Raw genomic sequence first — 16826 nt, forward strand, 5'->3', positions numbered from 1 at the left:
CGGATGACCCAGACATTCAACGGCAAGGTCGCACTCATCACCGGCGCAGCGCGCGGGATCGGTGCCGGCGTCGCCCGCGGCTTCGTTGCCAAGGGCGGCAAAGTCGCCCTCCTCGGACTCGAGCCCGAGCTCCTCACCGAGCTTTCCGACGAGCTGGGTGAGTCAGCGGCCTGGTGGGAGGCAGACGTACGCGACAGCGAAGCCATGAAGAGGGCAATCGATGCCGCCGGCAAGCACTTCGGGCAGATCGACTTCGTCCTCGCCAACGCCGGCATCGCTTCGTACGGCACGGTCCGCCAGATCTCCGACGACGCCTTTGAGCGTGTGGTCGACATCAACATCAACGGCGTCTTCCGCACCCTCAAGTACGCCACGCCCTATCTCGAGAAGACCAACGGGTACGCACTCGTCGTGGCCTCGCAGGCATCGTTCGCCGCACTCGCCGGGCTCGCGTCCTACAACGCGAGCAAGGCCGGCGCTGAAATGCTGGCGATCGCCTACAAGCAGGAAGTCGCGCACCTCGGCATCGGCGTGGGCGTCTGCCACCCGTCGTGGATCGACACCGACATCGTGCGCGTCGCCGAAGCCGATCTGCCGACGTTCAAGGCCGTGCGCAAGAAGCTGCCCTGGCCTGCGAACGCCACGACCAACATCGAGGTCTGCATCGACCTGATCCTCAAGGGCTTCGAGAAGCGCAAGGCGCGCGTCTACGTCAAGAAGTCGGTGCTGGTTTCCAACTGGACCAAGCCACTGATGAACTCTCCCTTGGCTTGGCCGCTCGTACGTCGGATCGCCGCTGGAGCCGTGCCGCAGATGGAGAAAGAGGTCGACGCGCTCGGCCGCTTCCACCACTCGCACACGCCAGTGACAAAGCCCGCCGAGTAACTACACCGTTTGTACGGAGGCCGCCAGGGAGACCATGTGGCCGAGGCGGGCGACTTCGGACGCCAGGAACTCCGGACCGCCATGGCGACCGACGACCAGCACGAAGCGCTGACCCTTGCGGTCTTTGGCGGGCGACGCTGCGAGGACAGTTGAGTCCCAGGCCGTGATCTCGGGCAGGATCTTGGCACTCCGGATCGACAGCCAGGACTCGGCCTCGGGCACGAGCTTGGGGGCCGTCGACGACTTCGACATCACTGCGACCTTCCCATCGACTTTGTGCAGAGCCATCGCCCAGTCCGTACGGAACGTCGCCGGTATGACGTTGACGAGCTCGGCGATCGCATTCTCAGGATCGGCCGTGAACCGCTCGACCGCTTCGAGGTCCATGCTCAGGTTCGCACCAGCGTTGTAGCGGGAGATCCAGTGCACCCGTACGCCGTCGAGCTTGTGGCACGCCGTGATCAGCGCATCTGGCATCAACCGAGGCGGCAGCTCCAGCAGCACGTCATCGACAACACGACCACTGGATTGACGCTCGACGATCTCGATCGCCTCGATGTCGGCACCCGCACCACCGAGCGCAGTTGCGAGCGCGCCGAGCGATCCGGGCACGTCCGGAAGCTCTACGCGGAGCAGGAATGCCATGTTCACATTGTCCCCGGCTCATATTGCGGTCTGGTTACGCGGGTACCGTGGCCGCCGTGAACACCAGAACCGCATTCCGTACCGTCGCCATCGCCGAAGCCATCTCGTGGGCGCTCCTGCTCTCAGCCATGTTCTGCAAGTACGTGCTGGAGTCAGAGCCGTTCGGCCTGCACGAAGGTGGTGTTCCCGTCGCCGGCATGACCCACGGCGTCATCTTCATCGCGTACGTGATCACCACGATCGTCACTGCAGTCATCTTCAAGTGGCGGCCCAAGACGACGCTTCTCGCGTTGGCGGCGAGCATCCCGCCGTTCTTCACGTACGTCTTCGAGGTCGTCGCCGACCGCAAGGGACTGCTGGGTCAGACCGTGGCCGTCTCCGCGTCGCGCTGACTCAGCCAGATGTAGAACGCGGAGATCGCCAGCGCCAGCACCAAGACACCCGCGCACGCAACCGCCACAGCAGTCGTGCCGTGTTGGTCGGAGTCGAGGAAGTCATAGGGGACCGTTGCGAACCGGTCGTTGGTGACCGCGAACCGAGGCTCCGAAACCTCAGCCCGGATCAACGTGTACGCGAGCCAGGCGAGAGCCCAGGCGAGGAACCACACCGAGCTCCGGTCCAGCCTGGTGCGCGGCTTCATGAAGATGAAGCCAGTGACGGCCATGGCCGGCACGAGGTAGTGGAAGGCCTTGTCGGTCCACCAGGCGATGCCCTCGAACTCAACGGTCCCGGCAAGCACGGTCGAGAAGATGATGCCGGTGATCGTGATGCCGACGAGCCCAGCCATCCGCAGGATGCGAAACGCCGTGCCGCCACGATCGGGTCTCACGGCGATCAACGCCGCCGCAATCATCACCAGGATGTTGGACTGGATCGTGAAGTAGCTGAAGAAGTTGGTCACGCTGGCGTCCTTGTCGATCACCAGGACGAGCTGCGTGACGAGGGCGACGGCCGCGACCAAGGAAATCGCGGCATGCCAGAGGCGAGTCATGCTGCTGACCCTAGCGCCGCTCAACGCTCCTGCAACGCATCCAGAGCGACCGCCATTGCACCGGCGACCCGCCAGTCGAGCTGGCGGCCGTCGGCGAGCTTCGGCACGGTGAGCTCGTAGCGGTCGCGCAGCGAGCGACGACGCTCAGAGCTCAACACGATCTGTCCGTCAGGTGTCGTGAAGTCGAAATGGAATCGCAGCGGGATCGGGATCTCGCCGACCATGCCAATCACCCGTCGGGCGATGGCAACACCCTGGCTGCGCTCCTGACCCACGGAGGTGAGTCCATCCGGAGTCGACAGATGCCAGGTCGACCGCAGCAGCGACTTGCCGAAGTCCTTGCGGAACTCACCGATCGGGTTCCCGTCCTTGTCAGTCACGTCGTATGTCGCAGCGAGGTCCATCCGCTGGCGCGCCTTGAACCCGAAGATCGGCTCGGTCTTGGCGGCGTCCGTGAAGAACGTGACCTGCTCCTTGAACGCCATCCGCTTCTGCTCGGCGAAGGCGAGCAGCGGACCTTCCGTGCCATCGTCGGCGAGCGTACGAAGCTCGTAGCGGTTGACCATGACGGTGATCTTCTGGCGAAGGGAGAAGCGCTCGTTGTCCATGTGAACGAGTCTCTCAGCGCAGGGGGTCGAACGACGAAAGCAGCCCCGCGTCCTCGCCACGGGCGATCTGCGCGGCGAGGAGCTTGCCGCTCAATGGTCCGAGCGCGATCCCCCACATCCCATGGCCACCGGACACGAACACGCGCGGCGATCTCGTACGTCCCACGAGTGGCAAACCGTCTGCGGTGCAGGGGCGAGAGCCCACCCACTCATCCGTACGCGCGTCCCAGTCGACTCCGGTCAACATCGGCGTGGCCGCGTCGACGATCGCCTTGATCCTGCGGGGATCGAGCGGTGCGTCGGGCTTGCGGAACTCCATCATTCCGGCGACCCGGAGACCGTCGCCGAGCGGAGTGGCCGCCACTCGCTGCGCCGGGAAATAGATCGGCGCGAGTGGCATGTGCTCGGGTTGCACCGTGAAGCTGTAGCCGCGACCTGCCTGGACGATCGTCGAGACACCGAAGTCGCGGGCCAGCGATCCGAGCCAGGTTCCGGTGGCGATCACCACGGCGTCTGCCCGCAGTGGCACCCCGCTCCTGACCTCGAGCTCGACGCCGGTGGCGGTGTCGCGGATGTCGCGTACGTCAGCGTCGACGATCTCCGAGCCACGGGCGCGTACGGCGTCTGCGAGGGCATGGACGAAACGTCCCGGGTTGATGAACCGCTGCTCGGACAGCCGGACACCGCAGGTCACAGCCTCGCCGAGCGACGGCACCAGCGCGTGGACCTCGGCGCCGTCGAGCAATTCGTACGCAGTCTGGCGACCGAGCTCGGCCACATGATCGAACTCGTCGATCAGCTTCTGCCGGTCCGACCCCGAGGCGAAAGCCGCGATGAACGGCTCGGCCGGCTTCGTCGGTTCGCTCAAGCCTTCGAGCTCATCAAAGGCGTCGAGCGCCAGAGCATTCGCCTCATTGAAGACCGTCATCGCCGCTCGCCATTTCGACGGGGTGCAGTGCCGGGTGAAGTCCGCGAGGAACTTGAGCAGTCGTGGGTTGGTGGTCAGCGGAACGTACACCGGCGACGACGGGCTCAGCGTGGCCTTGATGCCACCAGCCAGGATGGCCGGATCGGGCAGCGGGAGCGTCAGCGACGGCGCAAGCCACCCGGCATTGCCCCACGACGAGCCGGCGGCAACACCGCCTCGATCGACCACAGTGACGCGAATGCCCTCGCGCTGCAGGAACCACGCGGTCGACAGACCGACCATGCCCGCGCCGACGACGATGACGTGCTCGGGTCGGGAGCTCATGCCCCCATTGTGCGGCCTAATGGTTGCGCAGGACCTCCTCTCCTTCAGGCATCGAGATTCGTGACAGTCATGCCACAGTCGTGCCCTCAACGTCGTGAAGCCAAACCGCGACTACGTTGTGGGCATGGACGAGCACGTACGCAAGGCGCGCAATATCGAGCGGGTCGGATCGTCAAAGCTCTTCGCCGAACCACCGGTCCGCTTCAACGGCCGTACGACTCTGCGTTCAGACACGTACGTCGGCGCCTTCACCAGCTTCGCCCGCGATTGTGAAGTGCAGGACGCACGCGTCGGTCGCTACTGCGAGATCGCACCCGGCGTGCTGCTGGGAGCCACCGGCCACCCTCTCGACTGGTTGAGCGTCAACTCGTTCCAGTACAAGAAGGCTTCGTGGGGCTGGCATCCCTCGGCCGCCGAAAGCGAGGTCATCGACCCCGAGGCTGGCGGCCGAGCATCGTTTCGCGGCACGACAGCGGTGATCGGCAACGACGTCTGGATCGGTGCCAATGTCGTCGTGCTCAGCGGTGTAACCGTCGGGGACGGCGCCGTCATCGCCGCGGGATCAGTCGTGACCAAGGACGTCCCGCCGTACGCGATCGTCGGAGGTGCGCCGGCGAAGTCCATCAAGTCGCGGGTCTCCGACAGCCTGCGCGATGAGCTCCTGGAGTTGCGCTGGTGGCGGTTCTCGCCCAACCAGCTCCGAGGCATCCGGTACGACGATCCGGTCGCTGCGGTCGCGGCCCTCCGACCGCTCGTCGACGAGTTGGAACCGTACGAGCCCGGCTTCATCGAGATCGTCAAGCAGAAGCCCACGGCCCCTCGACGGCAGCGTCGGTTCGGCCGCGACTAGCGCTCGAACCCGGCTCGGGGTTCACTTGTACCTATGCGATCGATCTGGAAGGGCGCCATCAGCTTCGGGCTGGTCAACGTGCCCATCAAGCTCTACAGCGCGACTGAGAGCCATGACGTGTCCTTGCACCAGGTCCACAACAAGGACGGCGGGCGCATTCGCTACCAACGTCGGTGCGAGGTGTGCGAGAAAGTCGTCGCCTACGAAGACATTGACAAGGCCTACGACGACGGCTCCCACACCGTGGTGCTGACCGACGAAGACTTCAAGTCGCTGCCGGCCGAGTACACCCGTGAGATCGAGGTCCTCGAGTTCGTCCCCGACGACCAGATCGACCCGATCCGCTTCGACAAGAGCTACTTCCTTGAGCCCGAGGACCAGTCGCTCAAGCCGTACGTCCTGCTACGCAAGGCGCTCGAGGACTCAGACCGTACGGCGATCGTCACGTTCGCGATGCGGCAGAAGACCCGACTGGCAGCCCTGCGCGTACGCGACGGCGTGCTGATCCTGCAGACGATGCTGTGGGACGACGAAGTTCGCGAGGTCGACTTCCCGATCCTCGATGAGACCGTGCGCATCAGCGCAAAGGAACGCGACATGGCTGCTCAACTCGTTGACTCCCTGGCGGCCGACTTCCAGAGCTCAGACTTCAAGGACGACTACCAGGAGCAGCTCCGCACGCTGGTCGAGGCCAAGCTCGAGAGCGGCGACTCGATCGACACCGAGGCAACCTTCGGCGAGAAGCCCGAGGAAGAGGCGGACGGTGGAGAGGTCGTCGACCTGATGGAAGCCCTCAAGCGCAGCGTCGAGCGCAAGAAGGCTGTATCCGCAAGTACGGCAAAGAAGGCCGCGTCCAAGCCGGCAAAAAAGACCGCCGCCCGCAAGAAGACAGCCAAAGGCGCCTAGACGGTTGCCGCTTCACCCTCGGGTGGCGTGACCGCGAGGTCGACGTGGTCAGAGGTGCGGTGCTCGACGACCCACGCAGCCACCTCGCGCAGCTTGATCTGGTGGTGCTGCGACAGGCGGCGCAGGAAATCAAACGCTCTGACAGCGTCAAGGTCGTAGCGCTCCATGAGGATGCCTTGCGCCTGTCCGATCAGCTTGCGAGCGTCAATCGCGACCTGCAGCCCCTCCTCGTTGTGCGCGGCAGCGAGGGCCACGGATGCATGGGTCACGAAGATCGAAGCAACCGCGACATCGTCGTCGTCAAAGGCGTCGGTGCGTTCGGCGTAGAGATTGAGTGACCCATAACGGCGAGCTCGGGTCTCGAGCCTGAGGCTCAGCACGCTTCGGAGCCCGAGCTCGGCCACCGATGGACCCCACGCCGGCCACCGAAGGTCGCGGGCGACATCGTTGGACAGGTAAAGCGGACCGCCCTCAATCGCATCCAGGCACGGGCCCTCGTCGAAGATGATCTGCAGGTTGTGGGACTCACCCACACGGCTGGACGTGGCGGCTGCCGTCTCGATCTGGTTGCGGCCCTGCACCAGCATGATCCCGGCGTCATCACAGCTTGTCGCGATCATCGCAAACTCGGCAATGCGCTCGATCGTGCGCTCAGCCGTGGGCTCGTTGTGCAGCTCGAGCGCCATCTCTGAAAAAAACGAAGTGTCCATTGCTCACCCCTCGCTAGATTCTTTGCGGCTATAGGAAACCACAAGTCGCGCCCGAAACCTACAGCGCCCTGTTTGGCGTCCAAACCCGTGGGTACGTCATGCCTGACCGACTGATCGCCACAACCGGTGTGAACCGGAAAGGACGTCGGATGACCGATCGCCCAGACCCGCTCAACACTCCCGTCAGAAGCGGTTCGACTCTCACCGTCACGCTCTTCGGTGACAATGGCCGGATCGACCAAGCGCTGAGCGCAGAGCTCGAGCGGCGCGGTTGCCGGACACATGCGGTCAGTGTGAAGACTGGCTGGCTGACGTCGGCCCAAAACGTCATCTGCCGGCTCGACACTGAGGCGGGACAACGCGCTCTCGAAGGCCTGGCAGGGCAACACCGTCCCCACGCGACGGTCATCGCGATGTGCGAGAAGCCCGCCGACGAGCTCGATGTGCGACGTCTCCAAGACTTGTGCAAAGAGTGCGGCCGTCACCACGACGTGTCGTTGATCTGGCACTCATCGGTTGGTGACGCCGCTGCCTCCGCGCTTCCACCGATCGAGCACCTCGCCGTCTCAATCGTCGACGAGGTGTCGGCCAAGGTTGGTCACGCCGATGGCAGTTCGTTCACCTCTAGGTTTGTCGACCTCAGCTGAACTCAGGCCGCCGATGACTCAAGAACCTCAGACCTCAACGAATCGAGCAGCTTCGAGAGTCGGCGCGACACCTGCATCTGGCTGATACCGATGATGTCCGCGATCTCCTGCTGCGACTTGTCCTCGACGAAACGGAGGCGCAGGAGTTCTCGCTCTGCATCGGTGAGTCGCTGACACAGAGGGGCCACGCTCACCCACTCCTCGATGAAGTCGTACGCAGCCTCGTCCATCGACAGCCCTTCACCGAGCGGTCGTCCGCCGATGCGTGTCGGCTGATCCAGCGAGGTGGGTGAGAAGCAGCTTCGAGCTGCCTGCGCCTCGCGGATGTCCGCTACCTCCTCGTCCAGCTCCTCAGCGAGATCTTCATCGCCCGGGGTCTGCGCATACGAGTGCATGCCTCGTTCCGTCGCAGCCGCAATGTCTGCCTGGAGCTGCTGGATTCTGCGGGGAGGTCGTACTCCCCAGCAGTAGTCGCGGAAGTACTTCTTGATCTCGCCAAGGATCGTCACCGTCGCAAACGGTACGAACTCGCCCCGATCGTGATGGAATCCGCGGATCGCCTTGACCAACGCGAAGTTGGCGACCTGGATGAGGTCTTCACGGTCCGCGCCACGTCCGGCGTAGCGACCGGCGAGGTGCGTTGCGAGGCTGAGATAGCGACGGACAAGCTCGTCCTCGAGGAGGATTCGTTCCTGACCGTCTGCGTCAGCAGCCATCTCTAGAAGATCAGTAGTGTTGTCGATGAAAGTTGCGGGAGCAGTGTTCACGGGAACTCCAAAAGAGTTTTCGAACCGTGCACGGCTTTTGCTCAACCGGCTCTTCCACCATCGCACGTGCCACGATGAAACACAAGGATTTCGTAACTACTAGTTACTACGCAGCATAGTTCTTTAGAACTATGCCGGGCTGATATGAGGCGGGAGGACCTTCCATGGCCGAAGCGCCACAGACCGTGTCCATCGCCGGCCATCGCCTCCGTCTGACCAATCCCGACAAGGTCATCTATCCCCTCACCGGGACCACCAAGGCCGAGGTCATCCACTATTACGTCGAGATCGCGCCGATCCTCCTCCCGCATCTCGCCGACAGGCTCACGACCCGCAAGCGCTGGGTCAACGGCGTCGGCACAGCCGACAACCCGGGCGAGGTGTTCTTCGAGAAGAACCTCCCGGACTCCGCGCCGAGGTGGATCCGACGAGTCGCCGTCGAGCACAGCAAGGACACCAAGGAATACCCCGTGTTCGCCAATGCGGCGGCCCTCGCCTGGGCCGGACAGGTTGCAGCCCTGGAGCTTCACGTTCCACAGTGGAAGGTCAACCGCCGCGGCACACCCCAGAACCCTGATCGCCTCGTGCTCGACCTCGACCCGGGACCGGGTGCCGGCTTGGCCGAATGCGCGGAGGTCGCCAGAGCCGCCCGACAGATGCTGCAGGACATTGGCCTCGACGCCGTTCCCGTGACCAGTGGCAGCAAAGGCATCCACCTGTACGCCGGCCTCGACGGCTCTCAGGACTCCAACTACGTCAACGCGTTCGCGAAGGAGCTGGCCAAGGCGCTGGAGTCGGAGCTGCCAGATCTTGTTGTCAGCGACATGAAGAAGAGTCTCCGCAAGGACAAGGTGCTGGTCGACTGGAGCCAGAACAACGCGTCCAAGACAACGATCGCTCCCTACTCGCTGCGCGGAACGTTCGAGCCCAACGTGGCAACTCCTCGTACGTGGAAGGAGCTCGACGACCCTGACCTCGGCCAGCTCTCCTTCGAGGACGTCCTGGCACGGATGAAGAAGCGCAAGGACCCGATGGCCCACCTCGTCGGGCCGACGCCTTCCACCGACCGGCTGGTCGACTACCGGGCGAAGCGTGATGGCTCCAAGACCCCCGAGCCCGTGCCGATCGGCAGCCCGGTCGCCGGCGACGGCAACACCTTCGTGATCCAGGAGCACCACGCGAGCGCGCTGCACTGGGACTTCCGGCTCGAACACGAGGGCGTTCTCGTGTCCTGGGCTCTGCCCAAGGGGGTGCCGACCGACCCGTCCAAGAACCACTTGGCCGTTCAGACCGAGGACCACCCACTCGAGTACGCGACGTTCGAGGGCACGATCCCAAAGGGCGAGTACGGCGCCGGCAAGTCATGGATCTGGGACTCCGGCACATACGACCTCGAGAAGTGGCGAGACGACGAGGTCATCGTCACGCTGACGGGAACCAAGGAGGGCGGACTCCACGGCACCCGCAAGTTCGCGCTGATCAAGACCGGCAAGAACTGGCTGATCCACCTCATGCAGGACAAGGCCAAGCCGTCCACGAAGAGTTCCTCCGCCCAAAAACCCATAGCCTCCCGAAAGTCGACAAATAGCCTTTCCAGGACGTTCGTCCCGCCGATGCTCGCAACCCTCGGTACACCAGGTGACCTTGAGGATGAGTCCGACTGGGCGTTCGAGATGAAGTGGGACGGCATTCGTGCCATCGCAGTCGTCGATGGACACGACATCGGCTTGTTCACCCGCAAGGGCAATGACGTGACCGCGGCGTACCCCGAGGTGGTTGAAGCCCTCGCAGACCTAGAGCTCAACGACACGATCCTCGACGGAGAGATCGTCGCCCTCAACGACGCCGGAGCTCCTGACTTCGGGCTGCTGCAGCAGCGCATGGGGCTCACCAAACCTGCAGAGATCCAGGCGGCAGCCGAGCGCGTCGAGGCCACGTACATGGTGTTCGACCTGCTCGCAGTTGAAGCTCAGGGCATGCGAAACGACCAGTACGTCGACCGACGAGCCGCGCTCGCCAAGCTCGACGTCGACGACGGGCACACGATCCTGGTGCCGCCGGCGTACGAGGGCACGCTCGCCAAAGCCATTGCCTCGAGCAAGAAGCTTGGGCTCGAGGGTGTGATCGCGAAGAGACGCGAGAGCCGCTACGTCGGCGAGAAGCGTTCGTCGTCATGGATCAAGATCAAGCACCAGCGGATGCAAGAGGTCGTCATCGGTGGATGGAAGCCGGGTACCGGATCGCGTGGCGGAACGATCGGGTCGCTGCTGCTCGGCATTCCCGGGGACGACGGACTCCAGTACGTCGGGAAGGTCGGCACCGGATTCACCCAACGCACGCTGGCCGACCTGCTCAAGGCGCTGACGCCGCTGGAGCGGAAGACCAGCCCATTCGTCGAGGTGCCCCGCGATGTCGAGCGCGATGCACGCTGGGTGACACCGAAGATCGTCGGCGAAGTGCAGTTCGGCGAGTGGACGCACAGCGGAAATCTGCGTCATCCGAGCTGGCGCGGGGTACGTACTGACAAAGACCAGGCTGACGTACGGCTGGAATGACGACCTCCGGCCTGCGACGATGGGGCCACGGGCCATCGATCACGAGGAGAGCACATGAAGTTCAAGAGGAGCATCCGCGACAAGATCGAAGCACAGATCGACGAGATCGCCGATCAGGCGAAGGACCTCGTCGAACGCGCTCCAGGCTTCCGTGACGAGGTGAAGAACCGCCTGCCAGATCGCGAAGAGCTCAAGGACATGATTCCCGACAAGAAGCAGCTGCTTGACCTGCGCGACGAGCTCTTCGAGAAGATCCCCGACAGCGTCGCCGACCGCATCCCCGAGGCGGCCAAGCCCAAGAAGAAGCGCGGCAAGGTCAAGAAGGTCGCGCTGCTCGGTCTCGTGACCGGTGCTGGCGCGGCAGCGTTTGCCGCCGCCCGCCGAGTCGCTGGCAACACCCCGACCCCGTCATACACGCAGCCGCGTCCGGCACCCACCGCACCGCCGAAGCCGGCACCCGCGCCTTCGACGACGGCAGAGACTGCTCCCGCCGCCAAGAAGGCACCGGCGAAGAAGGCTGCCCCCGCCAAGAAGGCCGCCGCGAAGAAGGCGCCGCCTGCCAAGAAGGCGCCCTAAGGCGACGCAGCAGGTTCGATGGTGGCCGCAAGGCGCTCGAGGTTGACGATCGCGTCACCGACGTGTCCCGCGTAGACCCCGACGGCTGACAACGCGCGCGGCTCCTCCAGGTGTCGTGGCAACGCCCTCATCAGGTTGAGCCGCGAGCTCGCGACCCACGCCTGCAGGTCTGGTTCGCCGCGCCAGCCTCCTTCGGTCCGCCACGTCCTGGCGACTGTGCGCGCCCATTCCTTGATGTCCGAAGTGAACGGATTGGGAGGACAGAGCCGGTTCTTGACCTCGTCGTCATCCCGACGCGCTTCGACGAACCCGAGCAGCGCGGCGTTGAACGGCGGAGTCTTGTGTCGGACCTGCTGCAACGTGATTCGTCGAGGAGAGAAGATCGGCTCTGGAGGAACGAGGCGCAGGCCCGCCGCGGTCGCATCGATGTGCAGCGATCCACCTGTCGGCAGTTCCCCCTCCTCCAGAACCAGGCGTTCACGCTCGATCCGCCGCACTCGACCGAGGCGTACGACGTCCTCGACCTGCCTCACTCGGTCGATCTCGTAGGCGCTCAGCATGCCACCGCGGTACATCGACGCGGGTGCGGCGGGGTCGATCCTGACGATGCGTCCTGCATCATCCAAACCTTCCACCATTTGCGCGAGGTCTGGCGCGGTGGCTCCCACGCGCGCGTCTGTCGCGAAGCCCTCGAGCGTGTCCACCACGAGGTCGTCGGGCTGGAACCTTTCCCGGTCGTGGAACCACGCGTCGCGAGGGCGAACCCACCTGATTCTGTCGGCGTCAACGTCGTTCTCCAGCAACCACAAACATGCATCGACAGCGGTCTTGCCCGCGCCGAGCACGGTGAATGCCGTCGATGACGGCGCAGCATCAGGAAGCCGATGCACGGGCACGAATGAGGCGTCATCAGCGACGACGAAGGAGGGGGTGTGGGTCGCGGGGATAGAGGCCTCGAGGTAGCGCGCATCGACGATGCGGCGGCGTACGGGGATTTCGTGCGTCCGCCCGGTGGCCAACTCGCGCACGACCTCGGTCTCACCCTCCGTTCCGACGTGCTCATGCCCGAGCAGCACACGAACTCGCCCGGTGGCCTCGAGCCGATCGACAACGGTGTTGAAGTACTCCTGGATTTCCGCCGCTGTCGCGCGTTCGTACAACCCGGCGTTTGGCCCGTCGGCGTCTATCTGGTCATTGCCCAGGCGCAAGGAGTTGACGCCGTAAAAGGCCGACGGCGAATGCAGGCGCACGAACGGGTAGACGTCAGCCCAGTGACCGCCGGGTGAAGGTCGGCGGTCCACGATCGCGATGTCGACATCAGACTCCGCGACCAACGTGTCCGCGAACGCGAGGCCGCTCGTTCCGGCTCCCACCACGAGGTAGTCGGTGCTCTTCATGTGTCAAACGATCGCGCAACCGCGACAATCGCGCCAGAGAGTCACTCGATCCTCCACCCAGCGTGGCGCCGATCCAGGCAAGACGTAGTTCATTGGCACCACCTGGTGGGGGTGCTGAATGATCAAATGTTCGTTCTGCCGCCATTTCTGGGTTTCTCCACCCGTTTCGCCGTGACACCGAGCGCAACTTGACGGTTGTGAGTGCAGGCAGCGACGCGTACCCATACATGCCGTTGCCGAACCGCACTCGACATCCGTTGCGTGCGACTCGGAGCGCTCCTCTCAGGGGCGAAACGGATGGAGCAAACCTCAATGAAGAAGGCAGCGATTGTTCTGGCGATGGTGATGGGCAGCGTGCTGATGGCACAGCCCGCCGTCGCTGACGACGCTGCGACGGCCGAACCGGCCGTCGTGGTAGCTGAAGCGCCAGCGGAGGCGAAAGCCCCTGATCCTCCCCCAGAGCCACCGACTCCCGAGCCGCTGGCTCCAGAGCCACCGACATCCGAAGACGTCACGTCTGACGACAGCCAGGCGCCAGACAACAACGCGAAGAAGGCCGAAGAGCCTGAAGGCGCCGAAGCTGCCGCGAAGCCTGAGGCAGCGGCTGCCGCTGGCCAGGTCGTGGTCTGCAAGTTCACCGGCACGCCACCCGGCACTCTGACCGAGATCATCATCGTGAACGCCAACGCGCTCGGAAAGGACTGGGACGGACTGTTCCCGGCCGACTTCAACGATGCTCAAGCGTCGTTCGCCCTGCGATATGCAGAAGATGGCGAAGAGGCCGACGACATCTCACTGGCTGAGTGCGGCGGTACTCCGCCGTTCGACCAGTGCCCGTTGATACCGGACAACCAGCCCGAGGGCACCATCTGCGACGTCATCGTCGACGACGAGGACCAGGTCGTGGTGTGCAAGTTCACCGGCACACCGCCCGGCACCTTCCACGAGGTCATCATCGTCAACGAGAGCGCGCTCGGACAGGACTGGGACGGCCTGTTCCCGGCCGACTTCAATGACGCACATGGTTCGTTTGCCATCCGCTACGCAGCGGAGGGCGAACAAGCCGGAGACGTCGACGAAGCCGCTTGCTTGCCGGACCCGTTCGACCAGTGCCCGCTGATACCGGGCGACCAGGCCGAGGGCACCGACTGCGACGTCATCATCACCGACGACGAGGACCAGGTCGTGGTGTGCAAGTTCACCGGTGCCCCTCCCGGCACCTTCCACCACATCATCATCGTCAACGAAAGTGCCCTCGGACAGGACTGGGACGGCCTGTTCCCGGCCGACTTCAACGACGCGCACGGCTCATACGCCATCCGCTACGCAAAGGATGGCGAACAAGCCGGAGACGTCAACGAGGCCGAGTGCGATGAGCCCGGTGGGCTCGATCCCGAGGACCAAGGACTCGATCCCGAGGAGGACAGGCTTCTGCCCGACACGGGAGGTTCGTCACTGGACCTGTTGCTGATGGCGGTCGCGATGACGGCGGCAGGATCCCTGCTCCTGATGCGCCGTTCGCCTGCAGCTGCCGAGGCGGCGCCCGTACGGATGTCGGCTCACTCGCTGACACTCCCACCGATGGCCGAGATGGTCAGGACCAGGGAAGCCTGGGGCGCAGTGCAACCGGTCCGGCTGATGACAGTCAGGGAGCGGGTCGTCACGACGCTCCGCCCGATGTTCAGTCGACGACGCAACTGAACAGCCGCGTGTGAAAGAGGGGAGTCGCTTCGGCGGCTCCCCTTTTTCTTTGTCTCCGACGCGACATGAAACGGCCTGGAACTCGCCACACCATTCCCATCGTCAGCGTCTGGCGTCGATGACGACAAGAGGGCTTCGGTGAGCCTGAAGACCCGCTGAATCTGGCAACGCAGAACGCCCCAGACCTTCAGTCTGGGGCGTTCTGTCACGTCATCGGCTCAGGGGCCGAAGCAGGCTCAGCCGAAGGCGACCGCGTAGGAGTGGCCCAGCTCAATTTCGGCTCCAACAGGCAGTCCAGCTCGGGCCGTGTCGAGCGTGATGTGGAGTGCGATGACGCGGAACGCGTGTCCGAAGCCTGGCGCCCGTATCTCCTTCTGCTCGTTGATGACGACCTTCCCGAGTCCGGCAACGTGGAGGGTGGTGTTCGGGGCGACATCGACCGGGATGGCCTTGCCGGCGATCTTCAGGTTGATGAATTGCAGGCTGCCCTCGGTGACTGGGGTCCCGTCATCGACGCGAACGTGCGACTTGGAACCAATGGCGGTGGCCGTGATCACCCCGCTCGACAACAGGCTGGGGAACAGACGTAGCTCGGTTATCGTGCTGGTGGCTGTCGCCTCCGAGAGCGCAGGAACGCTCGTACCGTTCACGGTCGATTCGATCGCCTTGGCAGTCAGCAACCCTTGCACGTTGACCTTGGCCGTCGTGTTCGACAAGGTCTGTCCGTTGGTGCCCCGCGGCGGCATGGTCTTGCGGCCGATCTGACCGGTCTCGGCCTCGACCTCGTCGCCGACGTGTGCGTACGCATAGGCACCTTGCCCACCGCCGCCCAACTGGAGGCCGCCGTCCTGATCAGTCGTCGGGACGACCACGGCGTAGGTGGGGTTCAGGACGATCACGGCGCCGGCTGCAACGCCATTGAACGCCTTCAACAATGTGACGTACAGACCTGCGCCCTGCCCGACCACCGTCTCGCCATCGATCTCGATCGAGGATGCGTTGAGGGTGACCTGAGCAAGGCCCGGAATGGTGACGCCGGTGTTGGCTGGAACGTTGACCGGGTACTTCTTGCCTGCGATGGTGAGTCCCACGAACTCAGTGTGATTGCTCGCGGTCGGCGTCACGTCGCTCTTCGACTCAGCCTTGCTTGTCGTGTCGACCGCAGAAGCCTTGATCGCACCGTTGAGCAGGCTGATGTTGGCCGTGCGGGCGTGAGCGGTCGTCGCGAACCCATTGCCGGAACTCACAGCGGCGGCGTCGGTGTTGACAGCGCCAACCTGCGCGAGTGTACCGACTCGGACGCTCGCGACCTGGTTGCTCGTCGAGGCTGGCGACCTTCCGATCAGCGAAGACTCTGCGGTCAGATCAGAGGTGACAGTCGTGCCGACCGCAGAAATGCGTGTGCCACCGGCGGACACGCCAAAGGCAAAGGTGTCGGTCGCCGCGCTCGCCTGCGGCAGCCCCTGTAGCGAAACGGTCGATAAGGCGACCACAGCCGCAACCGTCAGAGTCCTGAGTCGTGTCTTCATGGGGTTTCCTAGATGTGGGAGTATCGCTGCCAATCGGGCAAAAAATCAGTGACAGCGTTGAAAAAGGCAGTACCGCGGCCCGCTCGATTTCGTGTGCAAATTGAGCGAGAAAGCGTGGCGCCGCCCCCGAGACGGCGAGACGCCCCTAAACGGCTCATACCCGTTAAGACAGTTGAGCGCCCGATGCATAACGCGGTCCCCCGAACTTTTTTGCAGGACTCGAAATGGCGGGGCAGCGTGCAGCGCTGACGCCGGGTGTCACCGCTTGACCAGTCGTGACGCCTCGTCCTGCGGCACCAAGGCAGCGCAGCGCCGGGATGCGAGCCGTGCCATGGCTGCGTATCGGCTTGGGCAAGCCAGCCAAACCCCGCGCGTCGCAGGACCGCCCGGACTCGTCGCAGTGCCATCCGACCGGGAATCAAAAAGCCCGTCGCACCAGCTCCTGACTGAAACGACGGACTTGCTCTGCGCGCCCGAAGGGATTCGAACCCCTAACCTTCTGATCCGTAGTCAGATGCTCTATCCGTTGAGCTACGGGCGCTTGCCCCGAAGGGCCTCGCTGATTCTAGCGTGGCCCAGAGCCCAGCGAAAATCAGGCCACCCGAGTGCTGCGACCTTGACATAGGTGTGACTATGTTCACCCGTCTCCGCCTTCGCGATGAATACGCCCAGACCGTAGAGTCAATTGATCGTCTTCGCCCGTCGGAGACGGAAAATCACACATCAGCTATCCCTGCCGACACGTCGATTGCCGGGAAGTGCGAATCAATGCGCTTGGTTCGCGATGCGCGAGAAGGAAAAGTTCAC

Annotated in this window: 16 protein-coding genes and 1 tRNA gene; 8 read left to right on the forward strand and 9 right to left on the reverse strand. The window is 64.1% G+C overall.

The features are described 5' to 3' along the window. Nucleotides 1-3 precede the first annotated feature (3 nt). Nucleotides 4-885, forward strand: coding sequence for an SDR family oxidoreductase (locus V6M39_RS09540; RefSeq protein WP_332643586.1), 882 nt, complete (start codon nt 4-6; stop codon nt 883-885). Here the strand turns inward: V6M39_RS09540 and V6M39_RS09545 are convergent, their stop codons facing one another. Then, a complete protein-coding gene (locus tag V6M39_RS09545) occupies nt 886-1530 on the reverse strand; it encodes an amino acid-binding protein (RefSeq protein ID WP_332643587.1) in 645 nt (214 codons plus the stop codon). Between the two features lie 56 nt (nt 1531-1586). Between V6M39_RS09545 and V6M39_RS09550 the strand changes: the two genes are divergently transcribed. Next, nucleotides 1587-1922, forward strand: a complete 336-nt coding sequence (locus V6M39_RS09550; protein WP_332643588.1) for a DUF3817 domain-containing protein — start codon at nt 1587-1589, stop codon at nt 1920-1922. Here V6M39_RS09550 and V6M39_RS09555 read toward each other — a convergent pair. Genes V6M39_RS09555 through V6M39_RS09565 form a run of 3 tightly spaced genes read right to left on the reverse strand, consistent with a single transcriptional unit; the run spans nt 1892 to nt 4381 of the window. Beyond that, nucleotides 1892-2521 carry a Pr6Pr family membrane protein gene (locus tag V6M39_RS09555; protein ID WP_332643589.1) on the reverse strand — a complete coding sequence of 210 codons (630 nt, stop codon included), beginning with the start codon at nt 2519-2521 and terminating at the stop codon, nt 1892-1894. The two genes, V6M39_RS09550 and V6M39_RS09555, sit on opposite strands and share 31 nt — an antisense overlap. A gap of 20 nt (nt 2522-2541) precedes the next feature. Continuing rightward, entirely contained in the window at nt 2542-3129 is a 588-nt protein-coding gene (locus V6M39_RS09560) for a hypothetical protein (protein WP_332643590.1), read from the reverse strand. Between the two features lie 13 nt (nt 3130-3142). Beyond that, nucleotides 3143-4381, reverse strand: coding sequence for an NAD(P)/FAD-dependent oxidoreductase (locus tag V6M39_RS09565; RefSeq protein ID WP_332643591.1), 1239 nt, complete (start codon nt 4379-4381; stop codon nt 3143-3145). Between the two features lie 94 nt (nt 4382-4475). Between V6M39_RS09565 and V6M39_RS09570 the strand changes: the two genes are divergently transcribed. Further along, on the forward strand, nt 4476-5231 hold the full coding sequence (locus tag V6M39_RS09570; protein ID WP_332643592.1) for a CatB-related O-acetyltransferase: 756 nt from the start codon (nt 4476-4478) through the stop codon (nt 5229-5231). A gap of 33 nt (nt 5232-5264) precedes the next feature. Further along, on the forward strand, nt 5265-6137 hold the full coding sequence (ku, locus tag V6M39_RS09575) for a non-homologous end joining protein Ku (protein WP_332643593.1): 873 nt from the start codon (nt 5265-5267) through the stop codon (nt 6135-6137). Here ku and V6M39_RS09580 read toward each other — a convergent pair. After that, nucleotides 6134-6847 carry a GAF and ANTAR domain-containing protein gene (locus V6M39_RS09580; protein WP_332643594.1) on the reverse strand — a complete coding sequence of 238 codons (714 nt, stop codon included), beginning with the start codon at nt 6845-6847 and terminating at the stop codon, nt 6134-6136. The genes ku and V6M39_RS09580 overlap by 4 nt on opposite strands. A 149-nt stretch (nt 6848-6996) precedes the next feature. On the opposite strand from V6M39_RS09580, the gene V6M39_RS09585 reads away from it, so the two are divergent. Further along, nucleotides 6997-7494: a hypothetical protein gene (locus tag V6M39_RS09585; RefSeq protein WP_332643595.1), complete on the forward strand. Its 498-nt coding sequence runs from the start codon at nt 6997-6999 to the stop codon at nt 7492-7494. Between the two features lie 2 nt (nt 7495-7496). Here the strand turns inward: V6M39_RS09585 and V6M39_RS09590 are convergent, their stop codons facing one another. After that, nucleotides 7497-8210, reverse strand: coding sequence for a sigma-70 family RNA polymerase sigma factor (locus V6M39_RS09590; protein ID WP_332643596.1), 714 nt, complete (start codon nt 8208-8210; stop codon nt 7497-7499). Nucleotides 8211-8425: 215 nt separating this feature from the next. Between V6M39_RS09590 and V6M39_RS09595 the strand changes: the two genes are divergently transcribed. Both V6M39_RS09595 and V6M39_RS09600 read left to right on the forward strand, forming a co-directional pair. After that, on the forward strand, nt 8426-10816 hold the full coding sequence (locus V6M39_RS09595; RefSeq protein ID WP_332643597.1) for an ATP-dependent DNA ligase: 2391 nt from the start codon (nt 8426-8428) through the stop codon (nt 10814-10816). A 54-nt stretch (nt 10817-10870) separates the two neighbouring features. Next, nucleotides 10871-11392 (forward strand): hypothetical protein, encoded by a 522-nt coding sequence (locus V6M39_RS09600; protein ID WP_332643598.1) that lies wholly within the window; start codon nt 10871-10873, stop codon nt 11390-11392. Here V6M39_RS09600 and V6M39_RS09605 read toward each other — a convergent pair. Beyond that, nucleotides 11389-12789: an NAD(P)-binding protein gene (locus tag V6M39_RS09605; protein ID WP_332643599.1), complete on the reverse strand. Its 1401-nt coding sequence runs from the start codon at nt 12787-12789 to the stop codon at nt 11389-11391. The two genes, V6M39_RS09600 and V6M39_RS09605, sit on opposite strands and share 4 nt — an antisense overlap. Before the next feature lie 297 nt (nt 12790-13086). Here V6M39_RS09605 and V6M39_RS09610 point away from each other — a divergent pair, with 297 nt between their 5' ends. Beyond that, nucleotides 13087-14490 (forward strand): hypothetical protein, encoded by a 1404-nt coding sequence (locus tag V6M39_RS09610; protein WP_332643600.1) that lies wholly within the window; start codon nt 13087-13089, stop codon nt 14488-14490. Between the two features lie 236 nt (nt 14491-14726). Here the strand turns inward: V6M39_RS09610 and V6M39_RS09615 are convergent, their stop codons facing one another. Both V6M39_RS09615 and V6M39_RS09620 read right to left on the reverse strand, forming a co-directional pair. After that, nucleotides 14727-16019, reverse strand: coding sequence for a choice-of-anchor P family protein (locus V6M39_RS09615; RefSeq protein WP_332643601.1), 1293 nt, complete (start codon nt 16017-16019; stop codon nt 14727-14729). Nucleotides 16020-16487: 468 nt separating this feature from the next. Further along, nucleotides 16488-16560: transfer RNA gene (locus V6M39_RS09620), tRNA-Arg, on the reverse strand. Nucleotides 16561-16826: the final 266 nt, after the last annotated feature.

The organism is Aeromicrobium sp. (genome assembly GCF_036675695.1).
Taxonomy (GTDB): Bacteria; Actinomycetota; Actinomycetes; order Propionibacteriales; family Nocardioidaceae; genus Aeromicrobium.